We start from the raw sequence: 19,194 nt of genomic DNA on the forward strand, positions 1-19,194 counted from the left end.
GCACGTGGGCAGGCACGTGGGCAGGCACGTGGGTAGGTACGTGGGTAGGTACGTCGCGATCGTGGTGGCCGTGGTCGCCGCCGTCGGTGCGGGTGCGGCAGCGATCCCGCTGACCAGCACCTACTCGGTGACCGTCACGTTCGCCGACACCGCCGGCCTCTTCGTCGGCAACGACGTCGGCGTGCTCGGCGTCAAGGTCGGCGAGGTCAAGCGGATCACCCCGGCAGGCGCAGGCGTCGCGGTGGACCTCGAGCTCGACCGGGACGTCACCGTGCCCGCCGACGCCCAGGCGCTGATCGTCTCCCGCTCGGTCGCCAACGACCGCTACGTCGAGCTCACCCCCCGCTACGACGGCGGCCCGGTCCTCGCCGACGGCGACCTGATCGCCAGCGAACGCACCCGCACCCCGGCCGACTTCGACGACATCCTGAACGCCTTGGACCGGTTCAGCAGCGGGCTGGCCGGAGGCGACGGGAAGAGCGTCGACCAGTTCCTGCAGGCAGGATCGGCCACCCTCGGACCCAACGGGCAGCGGGCCGGCGCCGCGCTGGCCGATCTCGCCGCCGCCCTGAGCGAGATCAACGGCCACACCGACTCAGCCGTCACCGCCCTGCACGAGACCGACGAGCTGACCAGCGCGATGCTCGCCCACGACGCACTGATCGAGCTCTTCATCGAGAACGTCGCCGCGACCTCCGAGCTGCTCGCCGAGCAGCGCACAGAGTTCACCGCCACGCTGCGTACGACCCGAGAGGCGATCGACGCGTTGGCCAGGTTCACGCAGGCCAATGACAAGGACCTCCAGGCGGCGCTGACGCAGGTCAACGCCGTGCTCGACCTGATCCTGGCGCACACCGACGACATCGAGGAGTTCGTCGAGGTGCTCCCCCTGGCTCTGCAGAACGTCGAGGAGGCGCGAGCCCCGGGAGGGGTGATGCTGCGCGTGCCGCTCACCGACGCGCTGAGCGAGGAGCTCGCCGGGCGGTGCCGCGAGGCCCTCTCGGACGTGTGCGAGATCGTCGGCACCGACCCGCTGAACACGGGTGGTCGGCCATGAGGCGGGCGGTCCTGATCTCCGCGGCGGCGGGCCTGCTGCTGACCGGGTGCGGCATCGATGCCCGCACGCTGCCGCTGCCCGGCACCCGAGCCGGAGACGACGCGACCACGGTCGAGGCCACCTTCGAGGACGCCCTCAATCTCGGCGTCGGCTCCAAGGTGAGCGTCAACGGCGTCGATGCCGGCCGGGTCGTCTCGCTCTCCACCGACGGCTATTCGGCGGTGGCCGAGATGAGTCTCGACCAAGGCGTACGCATCACCGACCGCTCCGCGGCGAGGCTGCGCTACGACACCCCGCTCGGCGAGGTCTACGTCGACGTGACCAGCCCCGAGGGCGGCCGGGCGATCCCGGAGGGAGGACGGCTCGACCCGGCCCGGTCGACGACGGCACCGACCGTCGAGGACGCGCTCGCCTCGGCGTCCCTGCTCATCAACGGCGGCGGCATCGGCGACCTGGGCCGGATCGTCGACGAGCTCAACCGGGCCGTCGGCGATGGCACCGACCTGTCCCAGGTGCTCGACCGGAGCGCCACCTTCCTCGCCGAGGCCAACCGCACCACTGCCGAGATCGACCGCGCCCTCACCTCGCTCGACGCCGTCTCCGCGACCCTGGCCCGGGAGAAGCAGACCATCACCGATGCGCTGGCCGCGATCGGGCCGGCGGCCCGCACCGTTCGGCGGCAGACGAAGCAGATCATCGCCCTGCTCGACCGGCTGGTGAGGCTCTCCCGCGATGCCAACGGGGTGCTCGACCGGATGGATGACGACACCGTGGCCGTGGTCCGCGACGCCGGGGCGATCCTCGCCCAGGTGCGCCGGATCGGCGGCGAGCTCGGCCCGGGTCTGGACACGTTCAGCACTGCGATCAACCAGCTGCTCGCGGTCATCCCCGCCGATCACCTGCCGATCCAGCTCCGCGTCGACATCGGCGACTCCGTCGCGCAGGATCCGCTCAGCCCACTGCCACCGCTCCTGGAGTCACCGGCCCTCCCGCAGCCGCCCCGGTGGGACCTCGGCGATCTCCTCGGTGACGGCAACCTGGTCGGAGGGCAGGGCTGATGGCGCTGCGCGAGACGGACCGGCGCCTCTTCGTGGGCTTCGGGGCGGCCGTGGTCGTGTTCGTCGCGGTGACGGCGTACCTGCTCCTGGTCACGCTTCAGATCCCGCTCCTGTCCCGGCCGGCCACGGTCACCGTCGATCTGGAACGCACCGGCGGCCTGTACGAGGGCTCGTCGGTGACCTATCGCGGGGCGAAGGCCGGGGTCGTGGAGACGATCGAGCTGACCACCGACGGAGGCGCCCGGGCGCGGGTCAGGCTGGAGCCGGACGTCCGGATCCCTCGGGAGTCCCCGGCCGAGGTGCGCAGCCTGTCGCCGGTGGGGGAGCAGTACCTCGACTTCCAGCCGACCACCGCCTCCGGCCCCTACCTCGATGACGGCAGCCGGGTCCGCGCCGAGGCGGTCGACCTGCCCACCACCCTGGCCAGCACCGTGGTCAGCCTCGAGAAGCTGATGGACCAGGTCGACCCCGAGCAGCTGCATGCCGTGATCGCCGGCCTGCGCACGACCTTCGCCGGCCGCGAGGACGAGCTCGCCGACCTGGTCGAGGGCAGTCAGGTCCTGCTGCTCACCCTCGACGAGGAGTGGCCGACGATCTCCCGCGTCCTGGTCAACTCCGAGTCCCTGCTGCGCATCGGCGACCGGCACGCCTCCGACGTACGCGCCACCGCGCACGACCTCGCCCTGCTCACCGCCGAGCTGGAGAAGGCCGACCCCGAGCTGCGCCGAGCCTTCGACCGTGGCCCGGAAGAGCTCGCAGACCTCGTCCGCCTGGTCGGCGTCCTGGACCGTACGCTGCCGCCGACCGTGGATCGCACCACCGCGCTCACCGACATCCTCGTCGTGCGCGACCCGCACCTGCGTGAGCTGCTGGCCGAGTATCCCGACGCCATCCGCTCGCTCGCGGATGCGATGTACGACGGCGCGATCCACGGCGGCCTCGTCCTGCAGAACGACTACCAGTGCGACTACGGCGGCCCCAAGCACCCGGCCACCGACACCACTCCCGAGCCGCTCTACGAGGAGGGCCGTTGCTCCGCGCCACCCGACCGAGTCGTGCGCGGCGCGGAGAACGCCCCCGACTCGACCGGGTAGCGGTCTAGTTCGTCGGTCTCTCGGACCCCACGACCCACATCGAGAAGAACTGCGACCCGCCGCCGTAGGCGTGCCCGAGGGCGCGGCGGGCACCGTCGACCTGGTGTTCGCCGGCGCGGCCCCGGACCTGCAGAGCCGCCTCGGCGAAGCGGAGCATGCCGGAGGCGCCGATGGGGTTGGAGGAGAGCACGCCGCCGCTCATGTTGACCGGCAGGCTGCCGCCGATGGCGGTCGCGCCGGCCGCGGTGAGCTTCCAGCCCTCGCCCTCGGCGGCGAAGCCGAGGTTCTCGAGCCACATCGGCTCGAACCAGGCGAACGGCACGTAGATCTCGGCACAGTCGATCTCACGGGCCGGGTCGGTGATCCCGGTCGCCTTCCACAGCGCCGCCGCGGCCTCGCGGCCGGCCTGCGGGTTGACCTGGTCGCGCTCGGCGGCCGAGGTGGGCTCGGAGCGCATCGCGGTCCCGTGGATCCAGGCGGGTGCCTCGTACGTCCTGGCGACGTCCTCGGCGGCGATCACCATCGCGCAGGCACCGTCGGAGGACGGGCAGGTCTCGTCGTAGTGGATCGGGTCCCACAGCATCTGCGAGGCCAGCACGGACTCGACCGTGGTGCCCTCGTTGTGCAGATGGGCGTAGGGGTTCTTCAGGGCGTTGTTGCGATCCTTGGCCGCGACCATGGCGCCGATGTGCGATGGCGCCTCCGAGCGGCGGATGTAGGAGCGTACGTGCGGGGCGAAGTAGCCGCCCGCGCCGGCGTGCACCGGCATGACGAACGGGATCGGCACCGACAGCGCCCACATCGCGTTCGACTCCGACTGCTTCTCGAAGGCGACGGTGAGCACGCGTCTGTGGACGCCGGCCTGGACCAGCGAGGAGGCCACGATGGCGGTCGAGCCGCCCACGGAGCCGGCGGTGTGCACCCGGAGCAGCGGCTTGCCGGCGGCGCCCAGCGCCTCGGCGAGATAGAGCTCGGGCATCATCACGCCCTCGAACAGGTCCGGTGCCTTGCCGAGGACGATCGCGTCGACCTCGTCGAGCGTCAGCCCGGCGTCCTCGAGCGCCCGGTCCATCGCCTCCCGGCACAGCCCGGCCATCGAGACGTCCTCGCGCTTGGCGCGGTGGTGGGTCTGGCCGATCCCCACGACGGCCGCAGGTGTCTTGCCCATCAGTCCATTACCTTCCGCCGGGTGCCGATCCGGCACATCTGTCGTCTGTGGTCCGGTCCCGGCGCCGAGTCGGCGCGTCTTGACACGGATCTGCGCCGAGTCGGCGCGTCATGACGGGCCGACTCGGCAGGAATTTCGGTCAGGATGAGCCGACTCGGCCTCATGCCCCGGCCTCCATCACACACACGAGGTTCTGCTGCAGGGCCGGCCCGCTGGTCGCGTGGCCGAGCACCTTGTCGGCGCTGCCGTCCCAGATCCGCTTGGCGGCCTCGCCGATCCGGATCGCGCCGGCGCTGAACATCGGGTTGGCGGCGAGCGCCCCACCGGAGGGGTTGACCGCGACGTCGTCGCCGAGGCCGAGCGCCGAGCGCAGGACGAGCTCCTGGTGGCTGAACGGCGCGTGCAGCTCGGCGACCTGGACGCCGGCGATGCCGCCGACGGCAGCGGCCGCCCGCTCGGCCGACCCGGAGACGGTCAGGTCGCGCGTGCCGAGGTGGAGGCCGTCGGAGCTGTGCGCGATCCCGGTGATCCAGGCCGGGCGCTGGTTGGCGTCGTACGCCCGGTCGCCGGCGGCGAGCACGATCGCGGCCGCACCGTCGGTCACCGGCGCGCAGTCGTGCTTGCGCAGCGGGTCGGCGAACATCGGCCGGGCGAGCAGCTCGCCCACCGAGGAGCCGCCGGCCCGGACCGCGTATTCGTTCTTCTCCGCATCCGTCAGCGACCGGTTGACGACCTCGGCCAGCGCGTTCTCGTCCCAGAGCCCGGCGTCGAGCCCGAGGCGCGCCTGGAGCGCGGCCAGGGAGACGGTGTCGGGCCACAGCGGTGTCATCGTGTAGGGGTCGAGCTGCAGCGACAGGGTGCGGCGCAGCACGCCGGCCGACGCCTTGCCGAAGCCGAAGACCAGCGCGGAGTCGACCTCGCCGGTCTGGATCTTCAGCCAGGCCTCGTAGAGCGCCCAGGCGGCGTCCATCTCGACGTGCGACTCGTTCACCGGCGGCAGCACCCCGATCGCGTCGATCGCGCTCACGAACGAGAACGACCGGCCGGCCAGGTAGTCCGAGGAGCCGGAGCACCAGAAGCCGATGTCCTTCTTGGCCCATCCCGTCTGCTCGTAGCACTCGGCCAGGATCGGCACGAGCAGCTCGGCCATGCTCGGCGACCCGTCGAAGTCCTTCATCTGTCGCTGGGCGAACCCGACGACGGCAACGTCTCTCACTGAGCGCTCCTCACAGGTGGTGCTTGTAGCTGTCGAAGTCCGCGTCCGGCTCGTCGGCCGGCGCGAAGTGGCTGATGTTCTCGATGCTGGTGCCCCACTCGTCGCGCGGCTTCCAGACCGCCTTGACCCGCATGCCCATCCGGACCTCCTCGGCCGGGATGTCCAGGATCAGGTGCTGCAGCGCGATGTCGGCGCCGTCGAGAAGGACGTACGCGGAGACGTACGGCGGCTTGATCTTCTGGCCCTGGAACGGGACGTTCACGATGCAGAAGGTGGTGACCGTCCCGACGTCGGAGAGCTCGACCTCTTCGGAGGTCGGCACGCCGTCGGTGGGGCAGGCGCCGCGCGGCGGGACGTAGACCTTGCGGCACTTCGGGCAGCGCTGGCCCAGGATCCGGCCCTCTGCCAGGCCGCGGAAGAACGAGGACTCCTCCGGCGAGGCCGCGTAGTGGTAGTCGAGGCTGACCGGGGTCACGATCCGGCTCACTGCGGTCTCGCTGGTCGAGCCGGATTCGTGAGGGACGAGCGAATCCGTGTCGAGACCAACATGGTCGGCCACGAAGACCAGGTCGGTGACCGACCCGGTGCGCTCCTCGACCCAGCGCGCTCGTACCCGCATCCCTGTCTCGATGTCGTCGGGGGAGGCGACGTCGACCGCGTGCAGCCACGGGGTGTCGGCGCCGTCGATCGTGATCAGCGCGAAGGCGAAGGGCTTCTGGAGCGGCTGGCCGGCGACGGGCTCGCTGACCCAGGTCCACGAGGTGACCGTGCCGGTGTCCGGGAGCTCGACGAACTCGGTCACGGCCTGATGGCCGACCGGGTCGTACTCAGGTGGTGGGACGGCGACTCGACCGTCACCGAGTCGGCCGCCGACGATGGTGGCGTCCCGCAGCCCGGTGAGGAAGCGGCCGATCACCGGGCCTGTGGATCTGGTGTAGTCGAAGGCGACCGTCACGGGTGCCTGCAAGGTGCGACTCATGGTAGAAAGTGAAACACGTTCTAGTATTGGCCACAACCCGTACGCCCTGCCGATCAGCGGCGGAGCCGCGGACGAAGGAGTCGATGAAAGTGAAGCTGGGGCTACAGCTGGGCTACTGGGGAGCACAGCCACCGAGCGGTGTCGGCGAGCTCGTCGCCGCTGCCGAGGAGGCCGGGTTCGACGCGATCTTCACCGCCGAGGCGTGGGGGAGCGACGCGTTCACGCCGCTGGCCTGGTGGGGTCGGGAGACCTCCCGGGTCCGTCTCGGCACCTCGATCGTGCAGATGTCCGGACGTACACCGACCTCGATCGCGATGCACGCACTGACCCTCGACCACCTCTCCGGCGGCCGGTTCGTACTCGGCCTCGGCGTGAGCGGCCCGCAGGTGGTCGAGGGGTGGTACGGCCAGCCGTTCGGCAAGCCGCTGGCCCGCACCCGCGAGGTCGTCTCGATCATCCGCAAGGTGCTGGCCCGGGAGGCGCCGGTGACCAACGACGGGCCGCACTACCCGCTGCCCTTCATGGGCGAGGGTTCGGTCGGGCTCGGCAAGCCGCTCAAGCCGATCGTGCACCCGCTGCGCTCCGACATCCCGATCTGGCTCGGCGCGGAGGGCCCGAAGAACGTCGCCCAGACCGCCGAGATCGCCGACGGCTGGATCCCGATCTTCTACACGCCGCGCTCCGCCCCGATGTACGCCGACTGGCTGGCCGAGGGCTTCGCGCGACCGGGGGCGCGGCGTACCGCCGACGACTTCGAGATCGCCGCGACCTGCCATCTCCAGATCGTCGCTGACGCGCAGGAGAAGCAGGCCGCGCTCGAGGCGATGAAACCCTTCGCGGCCCTCTACATGGGCGGGATGGGCGCCAAGGAGCAGAACTTCCACAACCAGGTCTTCGAGCGGATGGGCTATGCCGAGCTCGCCGGCCAGGTCCAGGCGCTCTACCTGACCGGCGAGAAGGAGAAGGCGACCGCACTCATCCCCGACGACCTCGTCGACGACCTGCACATCATCGGCACCGAGGCCGAGGTACGCGACAAGGTGGCCCAGTGGGAGGAGACCGGTGTGACCACGCTGCTGCTCAGCCTTGGTTCGGCCGCCGACGTGCACCGGATCGCCGAGGTGATCGGATGACGGAGGTCTACGCCGTCACCGGGTCGGCCTCGGGTATGGGAGCCGCCGTGGTCGAACGGCTCCTCGCCGCCGGGCACCGGGTGATCACCGTGGACATCGCCGAGGCCGACGTCGTCGCCGACCTGTCGACGCCGCAGGGCCGTCGCGACGCCACGGAGAAGGTGCTCGCCGCGTGCGGCGGCCGGCTCGACGGTGCCGTCCTCGCGGCCGGGCTCGGACCTGCGCCGGGACGGGATCGGCCCGCGCTGATCACCCAGGTCAACTACTTCGGCGTGGTCGAGCTCCTCGAAGGCTGGCGCGAGGCGCTGACCGCACCCGGTGGCGCGAAGGTCGTGGTGTTCTCGAGCAATTCGACCACGACGATGCCGCTGGTCCCGGGCCGGGCGGTGGCCGCGCTGCTCGAGGGCGACGTGGAGCGGGCGCTGAAGGCGTACCGGATCTTCGGGAAGGGGGCGCCGGCGATGGCCTATGGCGCCTCGAAGATCGCCGTGACCCGCTGGGTGCGGCGGCGCGCGGTCGAGCCCGACTGGGTCGGGGCCGGGATCCGGCTCAACGCGATCGCGCCGGGTGCGGTGCTGACGCCGCTGCTGGAGAGGCAGCTCGCGACGCCGGGGGAGGCGAAGGCGATCCGGTCGTTCCCGGTCCCGGCCGGCGGCTACGGCGACCCAGGGCTGCTCGCCGACTGGGTGATCCACATGCTGAGTCCGGCCGCGGACTTCATGGTCGGCAGCGTCGTCGTGGTCGACGGCGGCACCGACGCCTGGTTCCGGGCCGACGACTGGCCACGGCCGGTGCCCGGCAGACGGCTGCGGGGCTACCTGCGCCGGATGCGTGAGTTCAGGAAGGTGCGCGCGTGACCGACTCCACGACCGACCCGCTGGCTCCGGCGACGCTTGGTCCGGTGACCTTGCGCAACCGGGTGATCAAGGCCGCGACCTTCGAGGGAGCCTCGCCCGGCGCGCTGGTCTCGGACCGGCTGATCGACTACCACCTCGCCGTCGCCGAGGGTGGCGTCGGGATGACCACGGTGGCCTATCTCGCGGTGGCCCCGGAGGGACGTACGCATGCCGACTGCATCTACTGGCGACCGGAGGCGTTGGCCGGACTGCGCCGGCTGACCGAGGAGATCCACCAGACCGGTGCCAAGATCTCGGCCCAGATCGGCCATGCCGGACCGGTGGCGAACGCGAAGTCCAACGGGGTGCCGTCACTGGCACCGACGCGGTCGTTCAACGCGCTCGGGATGGCGTTCAACCGCGCCGCGACAGCGGCGGATCTCGCTCGGGTCGTCGAGCAGCACGGCGCCGCGGCGCGGATGGCGGTCGAGGCCGGGTTCGACGCGATCGAGGTGCACCTCGGCCACAACTACCTGCCCAGCGCCTTCCTCAGCCCACGCCTCAACTCGCGCCTCAACTCGGGCACCGACGAGTTCGGCGGGTCGCTGGCCAACCGGGCCTCGTTCCCACGCCGGATCCTCGAGGCGGTGCGTGAGGCGGTCGGCGGCCAGGTCGCGGTGCTCGCCAAGATGAACATGCGTGACGGCTATCGCGGCGGGTTCGACCTGCCGGAGTCGGTGGAGTTCGCGCGTCTGCTGGAGTCCGACGGTCACCTCGACGCGCTCGAGCTCACCGGCGGCTCCTCGTTCATGAACCCGATGTATCTCTTCCGCGGCGACGCCCCCTACCGCGAGATGGCGGCCAACATGCCGCTGCACCCGGTGATCAGAATGGGCATGCGGATGGTGGGGAAGGGCTTCTTCAAGGAGTACCCCTACAAACCGCTCTACTTCCTCGACAACGCCCGCGAGTTCCGCCGCGCACTGCGCATGCCGCTGGTCCTCCTCGGCGGGGTCACCGACCTGACCGGCATGCGCACCGCGATGGACGAGGGCTTCGAGTACGTCGCGATGGCCCGCGCGCTGCTTCGCGAGCCGGACCTGGTCAACCGCCTCCGGTCCGACCCCTCGACGGTGTCGAGATGCACCCACTGCAACCTGTGCATGTCGACCATCTACCCGGGGACCCACTGCCACCTCGACGCCGACCACGTCTACCGTGAGGCTCACCCCCTCCTGCCCCCATCGTGAACGCGAGGACCGAGATGTCGATGCACTACGGACGTGCCCACCACCCGAAGGCTCCTGCGGGATACGTCCACGACGACATGACCGAGGCCGAGATCAAGGAGCGCGAGGCCGCCCTGGTCCCGCTGACCGACTCGGTGCGCAGCCTGGTCGACGCCGTCGTGCGCACCCAGGTCCCGGACGCCGTCCTCGATGACGTACGCAGCCGGGTCGAGGCACTGACCGCCGACCTGCTCGCCGAGGCGCTGCCCGGCCCGCACGGGGTCCGGTTCGGCCCCGACGGCGGCTTCCGCAACTACGGCAACCCGGTGGTCGGGAAGGGGAACGCGTTCGCCCCGCCGCTGGCGGTCCAGCGCGACGGCGAGGACGTGTGGGCCGACTTCGAGCTCGGGCCGGCCTACGAGGGCCCGCCGGGGCTGGTCCACGGTGGTGTCTCCGCGCTCATCCTGGACCAGCTGCTCGGCGAGGCCGCCTCGGCCGGCGGCCGGCCCGGGATGACGGGCACCCTGACCATCGTCTACAAGCAGGGGACTCCGCTGGGCCCGCTGCGCGGCGAGGCGCGGATCGCGTCGACCGAGGGCGTGAAGGCGATCGTACGCGGCCGGCTCCTGACCCGGCCGGCCGACGACTCCGAGCCGGCGGTGTGCGTGGAGGCCGAGGGCATCTTCATCCTGCCCCGATGGGCGCGCGAGGCGATGGCGGATGCCGACCGGGAGCACGTCGGCGACGCCTGAGGCCGTGCCGCTCGGTCGGGGGCTAGAACACGTTCTAGTTTGACGGTAGGGTGCGGACATGGATACCAGCCGCATCGGTCCCCACAACGGTCATCTGATGGTCTCGGCGCTGGAGCGCCACAAGAACCGTCCGATCATTCATCTCGGTCAGGTGAGTCTGACCGGGGCGGAGGTGTCGGCGCGGATCAGTCAGTACGTCCAGGCCTTCGAGGCGCTCGGTGCCGGCACCGGCTCGGCGACCGCGCTGCTCGCGCTCAACCGGCCCGAGGTGCTGTTCATCCTCGGCGCCGGCCAGACCCAGGGGTTCCAGCGCACCTCGCTGCACCCGCTGGGGAGTGCGGAGGACCAGGCGTACGTGATCAACGACGCCGGGATCACCGGGATCGTCATCGACCCCTACTTCGCCGACCGGGCCGTCGAGCTGCTCGAGCTGTGCCCCGGGCTCAAGCAGGTGCTCACCATCGGGCCGGTGCCGCCGCAGCTGGCCGAGGTCGGGGTCGACCTGGTCGCCGCGGCGGCGACGTACGACGTCGAGCCGCTGCGCGCGAAGTTGCTGCCGCCGGACCACGTCACCTCGATCACCTACACCGGCGGGACGACCGGGAAGCCCAAGGGTGTGATCGGGCTGGCCGGGTCGTTCGCGACGATGACCCAGGTACAGCTCTCGGAGTGGGAGTGGCCCGAGTCGCCCCGCTTCCTGATGTGCACGCCGCTCTCGCACGCCGGCGCCGCCTTCTTCGTGCCCGTCGTGATCAAGGGCGGCACCCTCTTCGTGCTGCCGAAGTTCGACCCGGCGGAGGTCCTGGAGACCATCGAGCGCGAGCGGATCTCCTCGCTCATGGTGGTCCCGACGATGCTGTACGCGCTGCTGGACCACCCCGACTCCCGCACCCGCGACCTGTCCTCGCTCGAGACCGTCTACTACGGCGCCTCCGCGATCAACCCGGTGCGCCTGGCCGAGGCGATCGAGCGCTTCGGGCCGATCTTCGCCCAGTACTACGGCCAGTCCGAGGCGCCGATGGCGATCACCTACTTCGCCAAGGGCGACCACGTGAACGCCGACGGCACCCCCGCGACCCATCGACTCACCTCCTGCGGCCGCCCCTCGGCGCTGGTGCGCACCGCCCTGATCGGGGCTGACAGCACCCCCGTGGCCCCGGGCGAGCCCGGCGAGATCTGCGTCGCCGGCCCGCTGCTCTCCGGTGGCTACTGGCAGCTGCCCGAGGTGACCGCGGAGACGTTCCGGGACGGTTGGATGCACACCGGCGACGTCGCCCGGCAGGACGAGGACGGCTTCTGGTACATCGTCGACCGCACCAAGGACATGATCGTCACCGGCGGCTTCAACGTCTTCCCGCGCGAGGTCGAGGACGTCATCGCGACCCACCCGGCCGTCGCCCAGGTCGCCGTCATCGGCACCCCGCACGAGAAGTTCGGCGAGGCCGTGACGGCCGTCGTGGTCGTACGTCCCGGCGAGACCCTCGACGATGCCGTCGTCGCCGAGATCCAGGCCCTGGTCAAGGAGCGGAAGGGCTCCGTCCAGGCGCCCAAGACGGTCATCGAGATCGACGCGATCCCGATGACAGCCCTGGGGAAGCCGGACAAGAAGGCCCTGCGGGCACGCTACGCTCCCTCTTGATGGCAGACGCGACGACAACGGGCTACGGGGTCGTCGCCAAGACCCTGCACTGGCTGAGCGTCGCCGCGTTCGTGCTGCAGTTCGTGGTCGGCTACGCGATGTCGACCGAGGCCGAGTGCGATCCGCCGGGGGAGGACCGCAGCGGTGGTGACACCTCCGACGTGGAGGAGGAACGCCTGGATCGCCTCGAGGAGGCGTGCGAGGCGCGCACGGGTGAGGACGGCACGCTCGCTGCTGCCTGGACGGACCTGTGGGACGGCCGGATCGGTGTCGACGGCATCGCCCTGCCCGAGCTGCACATCCTGCTCGGTCTGGGGATCCTGCTGCTGGGCGGCCTGCGGGTGGCTTGGCGCCTCATCGCCTCGCTGCCGCCGTGGGACCCGCGGCTCACCGCGACCGACCGCCGGCTGGCCCATGTCACCGAGCGGGTGCTGCTCGCGCTCATGTTCGTCGTCCCGCTCACCGGTCTGGCGCTGGTGGCGGTCTCCGACGACCTGGTCGCGCTGCACGTGGCAGCCCATGTCGCGTTCTTCGTCGCGCTCGGCGTCCATCTACTGCTGGTGCTGCGCCGTGGGCTGCTTCCCCGGATGCTCCCGGGGCTGCGTAGGTGAGGGATCGGGCCTGAGGTCTCAGCGGCCCTTGAACTCGGGCTTGCGCTTCTCCAGGAACGCCTTGGGGCCCTCCTTGGCGTCCTCGGAGGCGAAGACGGCGGCGCCGACCTTGGCGTCGTCGGCCCAGGCCTCCTCCTCGTGCTTGCCCTCGGACTCGCGCATCGTACGCAGGATCGCCTGCACCGCGAGCGGCCCGTTGGCGGTGATCATGTCGGCGAGCTCGTGGGCCTTCGCGAGCGCGGTGCCGTCAGGCACGACGTGGCCGATGAGGCCGAGCTCCTTGGCCTCGGGGGCGAGTAGCGTACGTCCGGTCAGCAGCAGCTCGGCGGCGACGGTGTAGGGGATCTGGCGGGGGAGTCGGACCGCGGAGCCGCCCATCGGGTAGAGCGACCAGCGGGCCTCGGCGACGCCGAACTTCGCCGACTCGCCGGCCACGCGGATGTCGGTGCCCTGCAGGATCTCGGTGCCGCCGGCGATGGCGGGGCCCTCGACGGCCGCGATCAGCGGCTTGGTGAGCCGGAAGCCCTTCAGCAGGCCCTTGATCACCGTCGGGTCGAACCCCTCCTGGAACGACTCCGAGGGCGGCTTCTCGTCGGCCTTCTTCAGGTCCATCCCGGCGCAGAAGTAGCCGCCGGCACCGGTCAGGATGCAGACCCGGATCTCGGGGTCGGAGTTCACCCGGTCCCAGGCGTCCTCCATGATCCGCAGCATCTCGGAGGAGAGGGCGTTGCGGCGCTCGGGACGGTTCATCGTGACGATGAGCTTGTGGCCGTCCTGCTCGACGATCGCGGCCGGCTGAGCAGAAGTTTCTGTGATCGGCATAACACCAGACCCTAGCGGAAAACTGAAACGTGTTCTAGTCTCGCAGTCATGGCGCTGAACCTTGCTGACCTCTTCGAACACGCCGTCGACGCCGCGCCTGCGAAGGTGTCGGTCCAAGTCGGCGACCGCACCGTGACTTACGCGGAGCTCGAGCGTGAGTCCAACAAGCTGGCCCACTACCTGGCCGGCCAGGGGATCGGGAAAGGCGATCACGTCGGGCTCTACTCCAAGAACTCCGTCGAGCACGTCATCGCCCTGCTCGCGATCCTCAAGATCCGTGCAGTGGCGATCAACGTGAACTATCGCTACGTCGCCGGCGAGCTGGAGTACCTCTTCGGCAACGCCGACCTCAAGGCCCTGGTCCACGACCGCGTCTACGCGCCGCTGGTCGCAGAGGTCTCCCCGAAGCTGGAGGGGCTGACGACGTTCGTTGCCGTGCCCAACTCGCTCGAGCCCCACGACGACTCCGACCTCAGCCCGTTCGGCGGTGTCACCCTCGAGGAGGCCTTGTCCGGGCAGTCCGACGCCCGCGACTTCGGCGAGCGCAGCGCCGACGACATCCACGTCATCTACACCGGTGGCACCACCGGCTTCCCGAAGGGCGTGATGTGGCGCCACGAGGACTTCTGGCGCGTGCTCGGCGGCGGCATCGACTTCATGACCGGAGTGCCGCTGGAGGAGTACGACCAGTCCAAGCAGGCCGCCGGCGACGGGCTCATCACCCTGCCGCTCAGCCCGCTGATGCACGGCGGTGCCCAGGCGAGCCTGCTCATGCACCTCTTCGCCGGCCAGGTGACGATCCTGGAGCCCAAGTTCGACCCGGTACGCACCTGGGAGATCGTCGACCGCGAGAAGGTCCAGATGATGTTCATGACCGGCGACGCGATGGCGGTGCCGCTCATCGACGCCTACGAGGCCGGAGGCTTCGACGGCCAGTCGCTGTTCGCGATCGCCTCCAGCGCCGCGATCTTCTCCAAGTCGGTCAAGGAACGCTGGATGAAGGCGTTCCCGAACGCGGTCTTCACCGACTCGGTGGGTTCGACCGAGACCGGCTTCCAGGGCACCGGCCTGCAGGACGCCTCCGCGCTCTCGACCGACGGGCCCGTGGTCACCGCCGGCGCCCACACCGCCGTGATCGGCGACGACGGCCACCCCCTCGACCTCGCCACCGACGTCGGCAAGATCGGCCGCACAGCCCGCAAGGGCCACGTGCCGGTCGGCTACTACCGGGATCCCGAGAAGTCGGCGAAGACCTTCGTCGAGATCGACGGCGAGCGCTACGCGATCCCGGGCGACTACGCGCGGGTCGAGACCGACAACCGCCTCACCCTCCTCGGGCGAGGCTCCAACTGCATCAACACCGGCGGCGAGAAGGTCTACCCCGAGGAGGTGGAGGCCGCCATCAAGGCACACCCCGACGTCTACGACACCCTCGTCGTCGGGATCCCGGACGAGCGCTACGGCCAGGCCGTCGCCGCAGTCGTCCAGCCGCGACCGGGTGCGACCATCGAGCTCGAGGGGCTGCGTACGTTCCTGCGGGCTCACCTGTCCGGCTACAAGCTGCCGCGAGCGCTGACCATCGTGGACGAGGTGCCGCGCAACGCCACCGGCAAGGCCCAGTACCCCAAGGCCAAGGAGATCGCCCTGGCCACCCGAGCGACCGAGCAGGACTCCGAAGGAGCGAAGGCATGATCCGTACGGCACTGTGCGAGGCATTCGGGATCGACTACCCGATCTTCGCCTTCACCCCCTCGGAGCACGTGGCCGCGGAGGTCTCCAAGGCCGGCGGGCTGGGCGTGCTGGGCTGCGTACGCTTCAACGACGCCGACGAGCTCGACCGCACCCTGACCTGGATGGACGAGAACACCGACAGCAAGCCCTACGGCGTCGACGTGGTGATGCCGATGAAGGTGCCGACCGAGGGCACCTCGACCGACCTGGCCGCCTACATCCCGGCCGAGCACACCGAGTGGGTCGACAAGACGCTGCTCTCGCTGGGGGTGCCGCCGCTGCCGGAGGGGGAGGGGCGCGAGGGCGTGCTCGGCTGGCTGCACTCGACCGCGCGCTCGCACGTCGACGTGGCGCTGCAGCACCGGCCGGTGCTGATCGCCAACGCGCTCGGCACCCCGCCCAACGACGTGATCGAGAAGGCGCACGAGCACGGCGTCAAGGTGGCTGCTCTCGCGGGTGCCCCGAAGCACGCGGTCTCCCACGTCTCCAACGGTGTCGACATCATCGTCGCCCAGGGCTACGAGGCCGGTGGGCACACCGGCGAGATCGCCTCGATGGTGCTCCAGCCCGACATCGTCGACGCGGTCGGGCCCGACGTGCCGGTGCTGGGGGCCGGCGGGATCGGGTCGGGTCGGCAGATCGCCGCGTCGCTGGCGCTCGGTGCGCAGGGCGTCTGGACAGGATCCATCTGGCTCGGCACGAGCGAGTATCGCAACCTCAACACCCACGCCGGCTGGGAGAGTGCCTTCACCCGCGCCACCTCCGCCGACACCCGCCGGATGCGGATCTACACCGGTAAGCCGGCCCGGCTGCTGAAGTCGAAGTGGACCGACGCCTGGGAGGCCGAGGGCTCGCCGGCGCCGCTGCCGATGCCGCTGCAGAACCTCCTCGTCTCCGACGCCCACAACCGCATCAACGCCGCCGGGGACCCCGACGTCGTCGCGATGCCGGTCGGGCAGATCGTCGGCCGGATGAACGAGGTACGTCCCGTGGCTGCGGTCATGGCCGACCTCATCGCCGAGTTCGAGGCCACCGTCAAGCGCCTGGACGCGATCGCCGAGGGCTAGGTCGCGGCACTACGAAAGGCGCCGGCTCGGATCACCGAGCCGGCGCCTTTTGCATGCCCTTGTCCCGGCCCGCCTTACCGTCGCGCACTATCGCACACCCTGGTCGCCAGCGCCGCTACCGCACACCCCAACCCCGCCACCGAGGCGGAACGGACCTGACAGGATGCATGCGTGACGATCTCGAGCTACGTACGTGACGGACTCACCTTCGACGTGATCGACGCAGGCCCGGCCGACGGCGAGCCCGTCGTGCTCCTGCACGGTTTCCCCGAGCGGGCGACCTGCTGGCGGGAGGTGTCGCCGATCCTGCACGAGGCAGGCTTCCGCACCATCGCCCCGGACCAGCGCGGCTACTCGCCGGGTGCCCGGCCGCGTACGCGCCTCGGCTACGGCGCCGGCGAGCTCGTCGAGGACGTGGTGGCGCTCATCGACGAGATCGGCCGACCGGTGCACCTGGCCGGTCATGACTGGGGGAGTGCGGTCGGTTGGGGAGTGGCGGCCAAGCGCCCCGACCTGGTCCGGAGCTGGACCGCGATGTCGGTCCCGCACCCGGTCCCGTTCGCGCGGTCGATGAAGGGTCCGCAGCGGCGCAAGTCGGCCTACATGGCGCTCTTCAACGTTCCGTTCCTTCCTGAGCTCGTCTCCGGGCGCGACGGCCGGATGGAGCGGATGATGCGGGGGAGCGGCTGGAACGACGAGGACGTCGAGCGTTTCCGGGAGGAGATCATCGACCACGGCGCGCTGCCCGGTGGCCTCGGTTGGTACCGCGCGCTCTTCCTGGCTCCGCGCGTCGGCCGGGTCTCGGTCCCGACCACCATGCTCTGGAGCGACCGTGACGTCGCGATCGGGCGCACCGCGCTGGAGGGCAACGAGAACTCCGTCACCGGCCCGTACGAGTTCGTCGAGCTCACCGGCGTGAGCCACTGGATCCCCACCAAGGCGCCCCAGGCGGCTGCCGACGCGATCCTCTCGACCATCGCGAAGGCCGATCGGCGAGGGTGAAGGCCGGGGCCAGCTGGCGGGCCGAGGTGCTCGCCGTCCGACCTTCAGCCTGGCCCCTAGCCCAACATCTAGGCGGTTGCGCTGACGGTCGGTGAGCTCGGCCGGGGTGCGGTGTCAAGGGCCGTGATCGCTTCGCCGACACCCTGGATCGCCGTGTGGATCATGTCGCCGTACGGTCCTCCCGGTAGAGCCGTTGCCCGTTCCTCGGCCTTGCCGATGTGCTCGGCGGCCGCAGTGAAGGCACCCAGCCGACGGAGGTTGTCGGCGATGTTGACGTGCAAACTCGGATAGAATCCGGCGACCTGGAGGCTCGCGTCGTGCTCCTGCGCCCGTCGGTCGCTGAGCGCCTCGGCGGCGTCGAGCGCGCGTACGTCCCAGATCAGCGCCACCGCCGGGTCGGTGTAGAGATCGGCGAGATGGTGGGCGAGCACGCACCGGTGGAGCGGGTCACCCAGCACCCCGATACCGTCCCAGATCGCGAGCAGCTCCCCCCGCGCTCGGGCGAGGTCTCCTTGTCGGCCGAGGGTCGCAGCGGTGGTGATGGCATCCATGGTCGGGTCGGCAGCAGGCGTTGTTGTCATGCCCGAGAGTCTCGGCGTTCGAGCCGCCTGAAGGTCAAGGAGTTGAGTACGCAGGCGCATCACGCCGAGCTCCGGGGCCGCGAGACTGGTCGCATGCTCGCTTCCGCGCGCCCGATCCTCACCCGCTGGGGTTATCTCGCGTCGGCCCTGGCTCCCGATCGCGACGGTCGTGGCGTCGGTCGTCGCCCTGGTCGCGATCGCCAATCGGAACCGTGTGGCACGTGCTGCTGGCCCTCGGCGGAGCCGCGATCTTGCTGCTCGGCTACATCCCCGGGTCCATCGACCTGCCGGCGCCCGAACGCGACCAGGACGGTTACGGCGGCCCCGCCCTGCTACTCCGGCGGTGACAGCGACGAATGCGTCGGCGGTTGACGCCGCGCGCCGGCCGTCAGGAGCGGTCGTGGAGGGTGATCTGATAGCCGTCGGGGTCGGCGAAGGTGAAGGTCCGGCCGAAGGGGCCGTCGATCGGGGCGGACACGATGGTGTGGCCGTCGGCGACGAGGGCATCGTGGATGGCCTGCACCGCGGTGGCGTGGAGCCAGATCGCGGCACCGATGCCGGGCTGGGCGACAGACCCGAGATCGGTGCCCGGGAGCAAGTCCCTCGGCTATCTGCTGAAGGAGGCGTCGAGCGCGCTGCGCGTCGCCATGGAGGAGGTGCTGCGGCCGCTCGGGATGAGCGTCACGCACTACGCCTGCCTGGAGCTGCTGGCCCAGCGACCCGGCCTGTCGAACTTCGAGCTCGCGCGTGGTGCCTTCGTGACGCGGCAGACGATGAACGTGCTCCTCCGGTCTCTGGAGCGAGACGGCGACGTCACCAGGCCCGCGGAGGCGCCCGTCGGAAAGGCCCTGCCGGCGTGACTCGCCCCTCGTGGCCGACAGAGGCTCGAGAAGGCGACCGTGGCGGTACGGTCCGTCGAGGTCAGGATGCTCGCTGGGATGACTCCAGCCGATCAGACGGACGCGTTCCGCATCCTGCAGGGCATGATCCACTCCCTGCAGGACTCGGATGCCGCCGGCCGACCCTGACCATCGGGTCGGTAGTAGCCCGGCCGATCGCGCGCTCGGCCGTGTATCCAGTCGAAGGGCCGGCTCACGTGCGCCTGGTGAAGCGGATGTCGCCGTTGGGCAGGCGTTCGTGGAGGTAGGTGGTGTCGTGGGCGCGGTGGTGGTGATGGGAGCAGAGCAGGGCGGCGTTGTCGAGGTCGGTGGCCCCGTCT

The 19,194-nt window shown here is 70.6% G+C and carries 19 protein-coding genes and 1 pseudogene; 14 read left to right on the plus strand and 6 right to left on the minus strand.

Translation table 11 applies throughout. The features are described from left to right. The first annotated feature begins 40 nt into the window (after window positions 1-40). Genes ABZ796_RS15885 through ABZ796_RS15895 form a run of 3 tightly spaced genes read left to right on the plus strand, consistent with a single transcriptional unit; the run spans window position 41 to window position 3,209 of the window. Window positions 41-1,057, plus strand: coding sequence for an MCE family protein (locus tag ABZ796_RS15885; protein WP_357338092.1), 1,017 nt, complete (start codon window positions 41-43; stop codon window positions 1,055-1,057). Beyond that, complete coding sequence (locus tag ABZ796_RS15890) at window positions 1,054-2,115, plus strand: MCE family protein (protein ID WP_357338093.1); 1,062 nt, start codon at window positions 1,054-1,056, stop codon at window positions 2,113-2,115. The genes ABZ796_RS15885 and ABZ796_RS15890 overlap by 4 nt, the downstream gene beginning before the upstream one ends. Continuing rightward, a complete protein-coding gene (locus ABZ796_RS15895; protein ID WP_357338094.1) occupies window positions 2,115-3,209 on the plus strand; it encodes an MlaD family protein in 1,095 nt (364 codons plus the stop codon). Before ABZ796_RS15890 ends, ABZ796_RS15895 begins: the two co-directional genes overlap by 1 nt. Before the next feature lie 4 nt (window positions 3,210-3,213). Here ABZ796_RS15895 and ABZ796_RS15900 read toward each other — a convergent pair whose 3' ends face one another. The 3 genes from ABZ796_RS15900 to ABZ796_RS15910 all read right to left on the minus strand — a co-directional run bounded on the left by ABZ796_RS15900 (window position 3,214) and on the right by ABZ796_RS15910 (window position 6,572). Further along, the gene (locus ABZ796_RS15900) at window positions 3,214-4,377 is read right to left on the minus strand and encodes a thiolase domain-containing protein (protein WP_357338096.1); all 1,164 of its coding nucleotides are present in this window, start codon (window positions 4,375-4,377) and stop codon (window positions 3,214-3,216) included. 160 nt (window positions 4,378-4,537) lie between these two features. Further along, the gene (locus tag ABZ796_RS15905; protein ID WP_357338098.1) at window positions 4,538-5,593 is read right to left on the minus strand and encodes a thiolase domain-containing protein; all 1,056 of its coding nucleotides are present in this window, start codon (window positions 5,591-5,593) and stop codon (window positions 4,538-4,540) included. A 10-nt stretch (window positions 5,594-5,603) separates the two neighbouring features. Continuing rightward, the gene (locus ABZ796_RS15910; RefSeq protein WP_357338099.1) at window positions 5,604-6,572 is read right to left on the minus strand and encodes an OB-fold domain-containing protein; all 969 of its coding nucleotides are present in this window, start codon (window positions 6,570-6,572) and stop codon (window positions 5,604-5,606) included. Between the two features lie 83 nt (window positions 6,573-6,655). On the opposite strand from ABZ796_RS15910, the gene ABZ796_RS15915 reads away from it, so the two are divergent. The 6 genes from ABZ796_RS15915 to ABZ796_RS15940 are packed head-to-tail and all read left to right on the plus strand — an operon-like array spanning window position 6,656 to window position 12,772. Next, window positions 6,656-7,705: an LLM class F420-dependent oxidoreductase gene (locus tag ABZ796_RS15915; protein WP_357338101.1), complete on the plus strand. Its 1,050-nt coding sequence runs from the start codon at window positions 6,656-6,658 to the stop codon at window positions 7,703-7,705. Further along, a complete protein-coding gene (locus ABZ796_RS15920; protein WP_357338103.1) occupies window positions 7,702-8,562 on the plus strand; it encodes an SDR family oxidoreductase in 861 nt (286 codons plus the stop codon). The genes ABZ796_RS15915 and ABZ796_RS15920 overlap by 4 nt, the downstream gene beginning before the upstream one ends. Then, window positions 8,559-9,791: an NADH:flavin oxidoreductase gene (locus ABZ796_RS15925; protein ID WP_357338105.1), complete on the plus strand. Its 1,233-nt coding sequence runs from the start codon at window positions 8,559-8,561 to the stop codon at window positions 9,789-9,791. The genes ABZ796_RS15920 and ABZ796_RS15925 overlap by 4 nt, the downstream gene beginning before the upstream one ends. 14 nt (window positions 9,792-9,805) lie before the next feature. Continuing rightward, window positions 9,806-10,522 (plus strand): PaaI family thioesterase, encoded by a 717-nt coding sequence (locus ABZ796_RS15930; RefSeq protein WP_357338106.1) that lies wholly within the window; start codon window positions 9,806-9,808, stop codon window positions 10,520-10,522. 58 nt (window positions 10,523-10,580) lie between these two features. Further along, window positions 10,581-12,161: a fatty-acid--CoA ligase FadD8 gene (fadD8, locus tag ABZ796_RS15935; RefSeq protein WP_357338108.1), complete on the plus strand. Its 1,581-nt coding sequence runs from the start codon at window positions 10,581-10,583 to the stop codon at window positions 12,159-12,161. Beyond that, window positions 12,161-12,772 (plus strand): cytochrome b/b6 domain-containing protein, encoded by a 612-nt coding sequence (locus tag ABZ796_RS15940; RefSeq protein ID WP_357338109.1) that lies wholly within the window; start codon window positions 12,161-12,163, stop codon window positions 12,770-12,772. The genes fadD8 and ABZ796_RS15940 overlap by 1 nt, the downstream gene beginning before the upstream one ends. Window positions 12,773-12,790: 18 nt before the next feature. Here ABZ796_RS15940 and ABZ796_RS15945 read toward each other — a convergent pair whose 3' ends face one another. Further along, a complete protein-coding gene (locus tag ABZ796_RS15945; RefSeq protein ID WP_357338124.1) occupies window positions 12,791-13,588 on the minus strand; it encodes a crotonase/enoyl-CoA hydratase family protein in 798 nt (265 codons plus the stop codon). Window positions 13,589-13,642: 54 nt separating this feature from the next. Here ABZ796_RS15945 and ABZ796_RS15950 point away from each other — a divergent pair, with 54 nt between their 5' ends. From ABZ796_RS15950 to ABZ796_RS15960, 3 genes are all read left to right on the plus strand, one after another. Next, window positions 13,643-15,286, plus strand: a complete 1,644-nt coding sequence (locus ABZ796_RS15950) for an acyl-CoA synthetase (protein WP_357338111.1) — start codon at window positions 13,643-13,645, stop codon at window positions 15,284-15,286. Then, a complete protein-coding gene (locus ABZ796_RS15955) occupies window positions 15,283-16,392 on the plus strand; it encodes a nitronate monooxygenase family protein (RefSeq protein ID WP_357338113.1) in 1,110 nt (369 codons plus the stop codon). Before ABZ796_RS15950 ends, ABZ796_RS15955 begins: the two co-directional genes overlap by 4 nt. A 171-nt stretch (window positions 16,393-16,563) precedes the next feature. After that, window positions 16,564-17,394: an alpha/beta fold hydrolase gene (locus tag ABZ796_RS15960; RefSeq protein WP_357338115.1), complete on the plus strand. Its 831-nt coding sequence runs from the start codon at window positions 16,564-16,566 to the stop codon at window positions 17,392-17,394. Between the two features lie 68 nt (window positions 17,395-17,462). On the opposite strand, the gene ABZ796_RS15965 is transcribed toward ABZ796_RS15960, so the two are convergent. Then, window positions 17,463-17,975: a hypothetical protein gene (locus ABZ796_RS15965; RefSeq protein ID WP_357338116.1), complete on the minus strand. Its 513-nt coding sequence runs from the start codon at window positions 17,973-17,975 to the stop codon at window positions 17,463-17,465. Window positions 17,976-18,187: 212 nt separating this feature from the next. Here ABZ796_RS15965 and ABZ796_RS15970 point away from each other — a divergent pair, with 212 nt between their 5' ends. Then, window positions 18,188-18,322 carry a hypothetical protein gene (locus ABZ796_RS15970; protein WP_357338118.1) on the plus strand — a complete coding sequence of 45 codons (135 nt, stop codon included), beginning with the start codon at window positions 18,188-18,190 and terminating at the stop codon, window positions 18,320-18,322. A 41-nt stretch (window positions 18,323-18,363) separates the two neighbouring features. Here the strand turns inward: ABZ796_RS15970 and ABZ796_RS15975 are convergent. Further along, a pseudogene (locus ABZ796_RS15975) lies at window positions 18,364-18,579 on the minus strand (VOC family protein); the annotation flags it as partial. Between the two features lie 70 nt (window positions 18,580-18,649). On the opposite strand from ABZ796_RS15975, the gene ABZ796_RS15980 reads away from it, so the two are divergent. Then, on the plus strand, window positions 18,650-18,835 hold the full coding sequence (locus tag ABZ796_RS15980) for a MarR family transcriptional regulator (RefSeq protein ID WP_357338126.1): 186 nt from the start codon (window positions 18,650-18,652) through the stop codon (window positions 18,833-18,835). Window positions 18,836-19,194: the final 359 nt, after the last annotated feature.

The sequence above is a fragment of the Nocardioides sp. NPDC047086 genome (assembly GCF_040643685.1).
In the GTDB taxonomy this organism is placed as follows: domain Bacteria; phylum Actinomycetota; class Actinomycetes; order Propionibacteriales; family Nocardioidaceae; genus Nocardioides.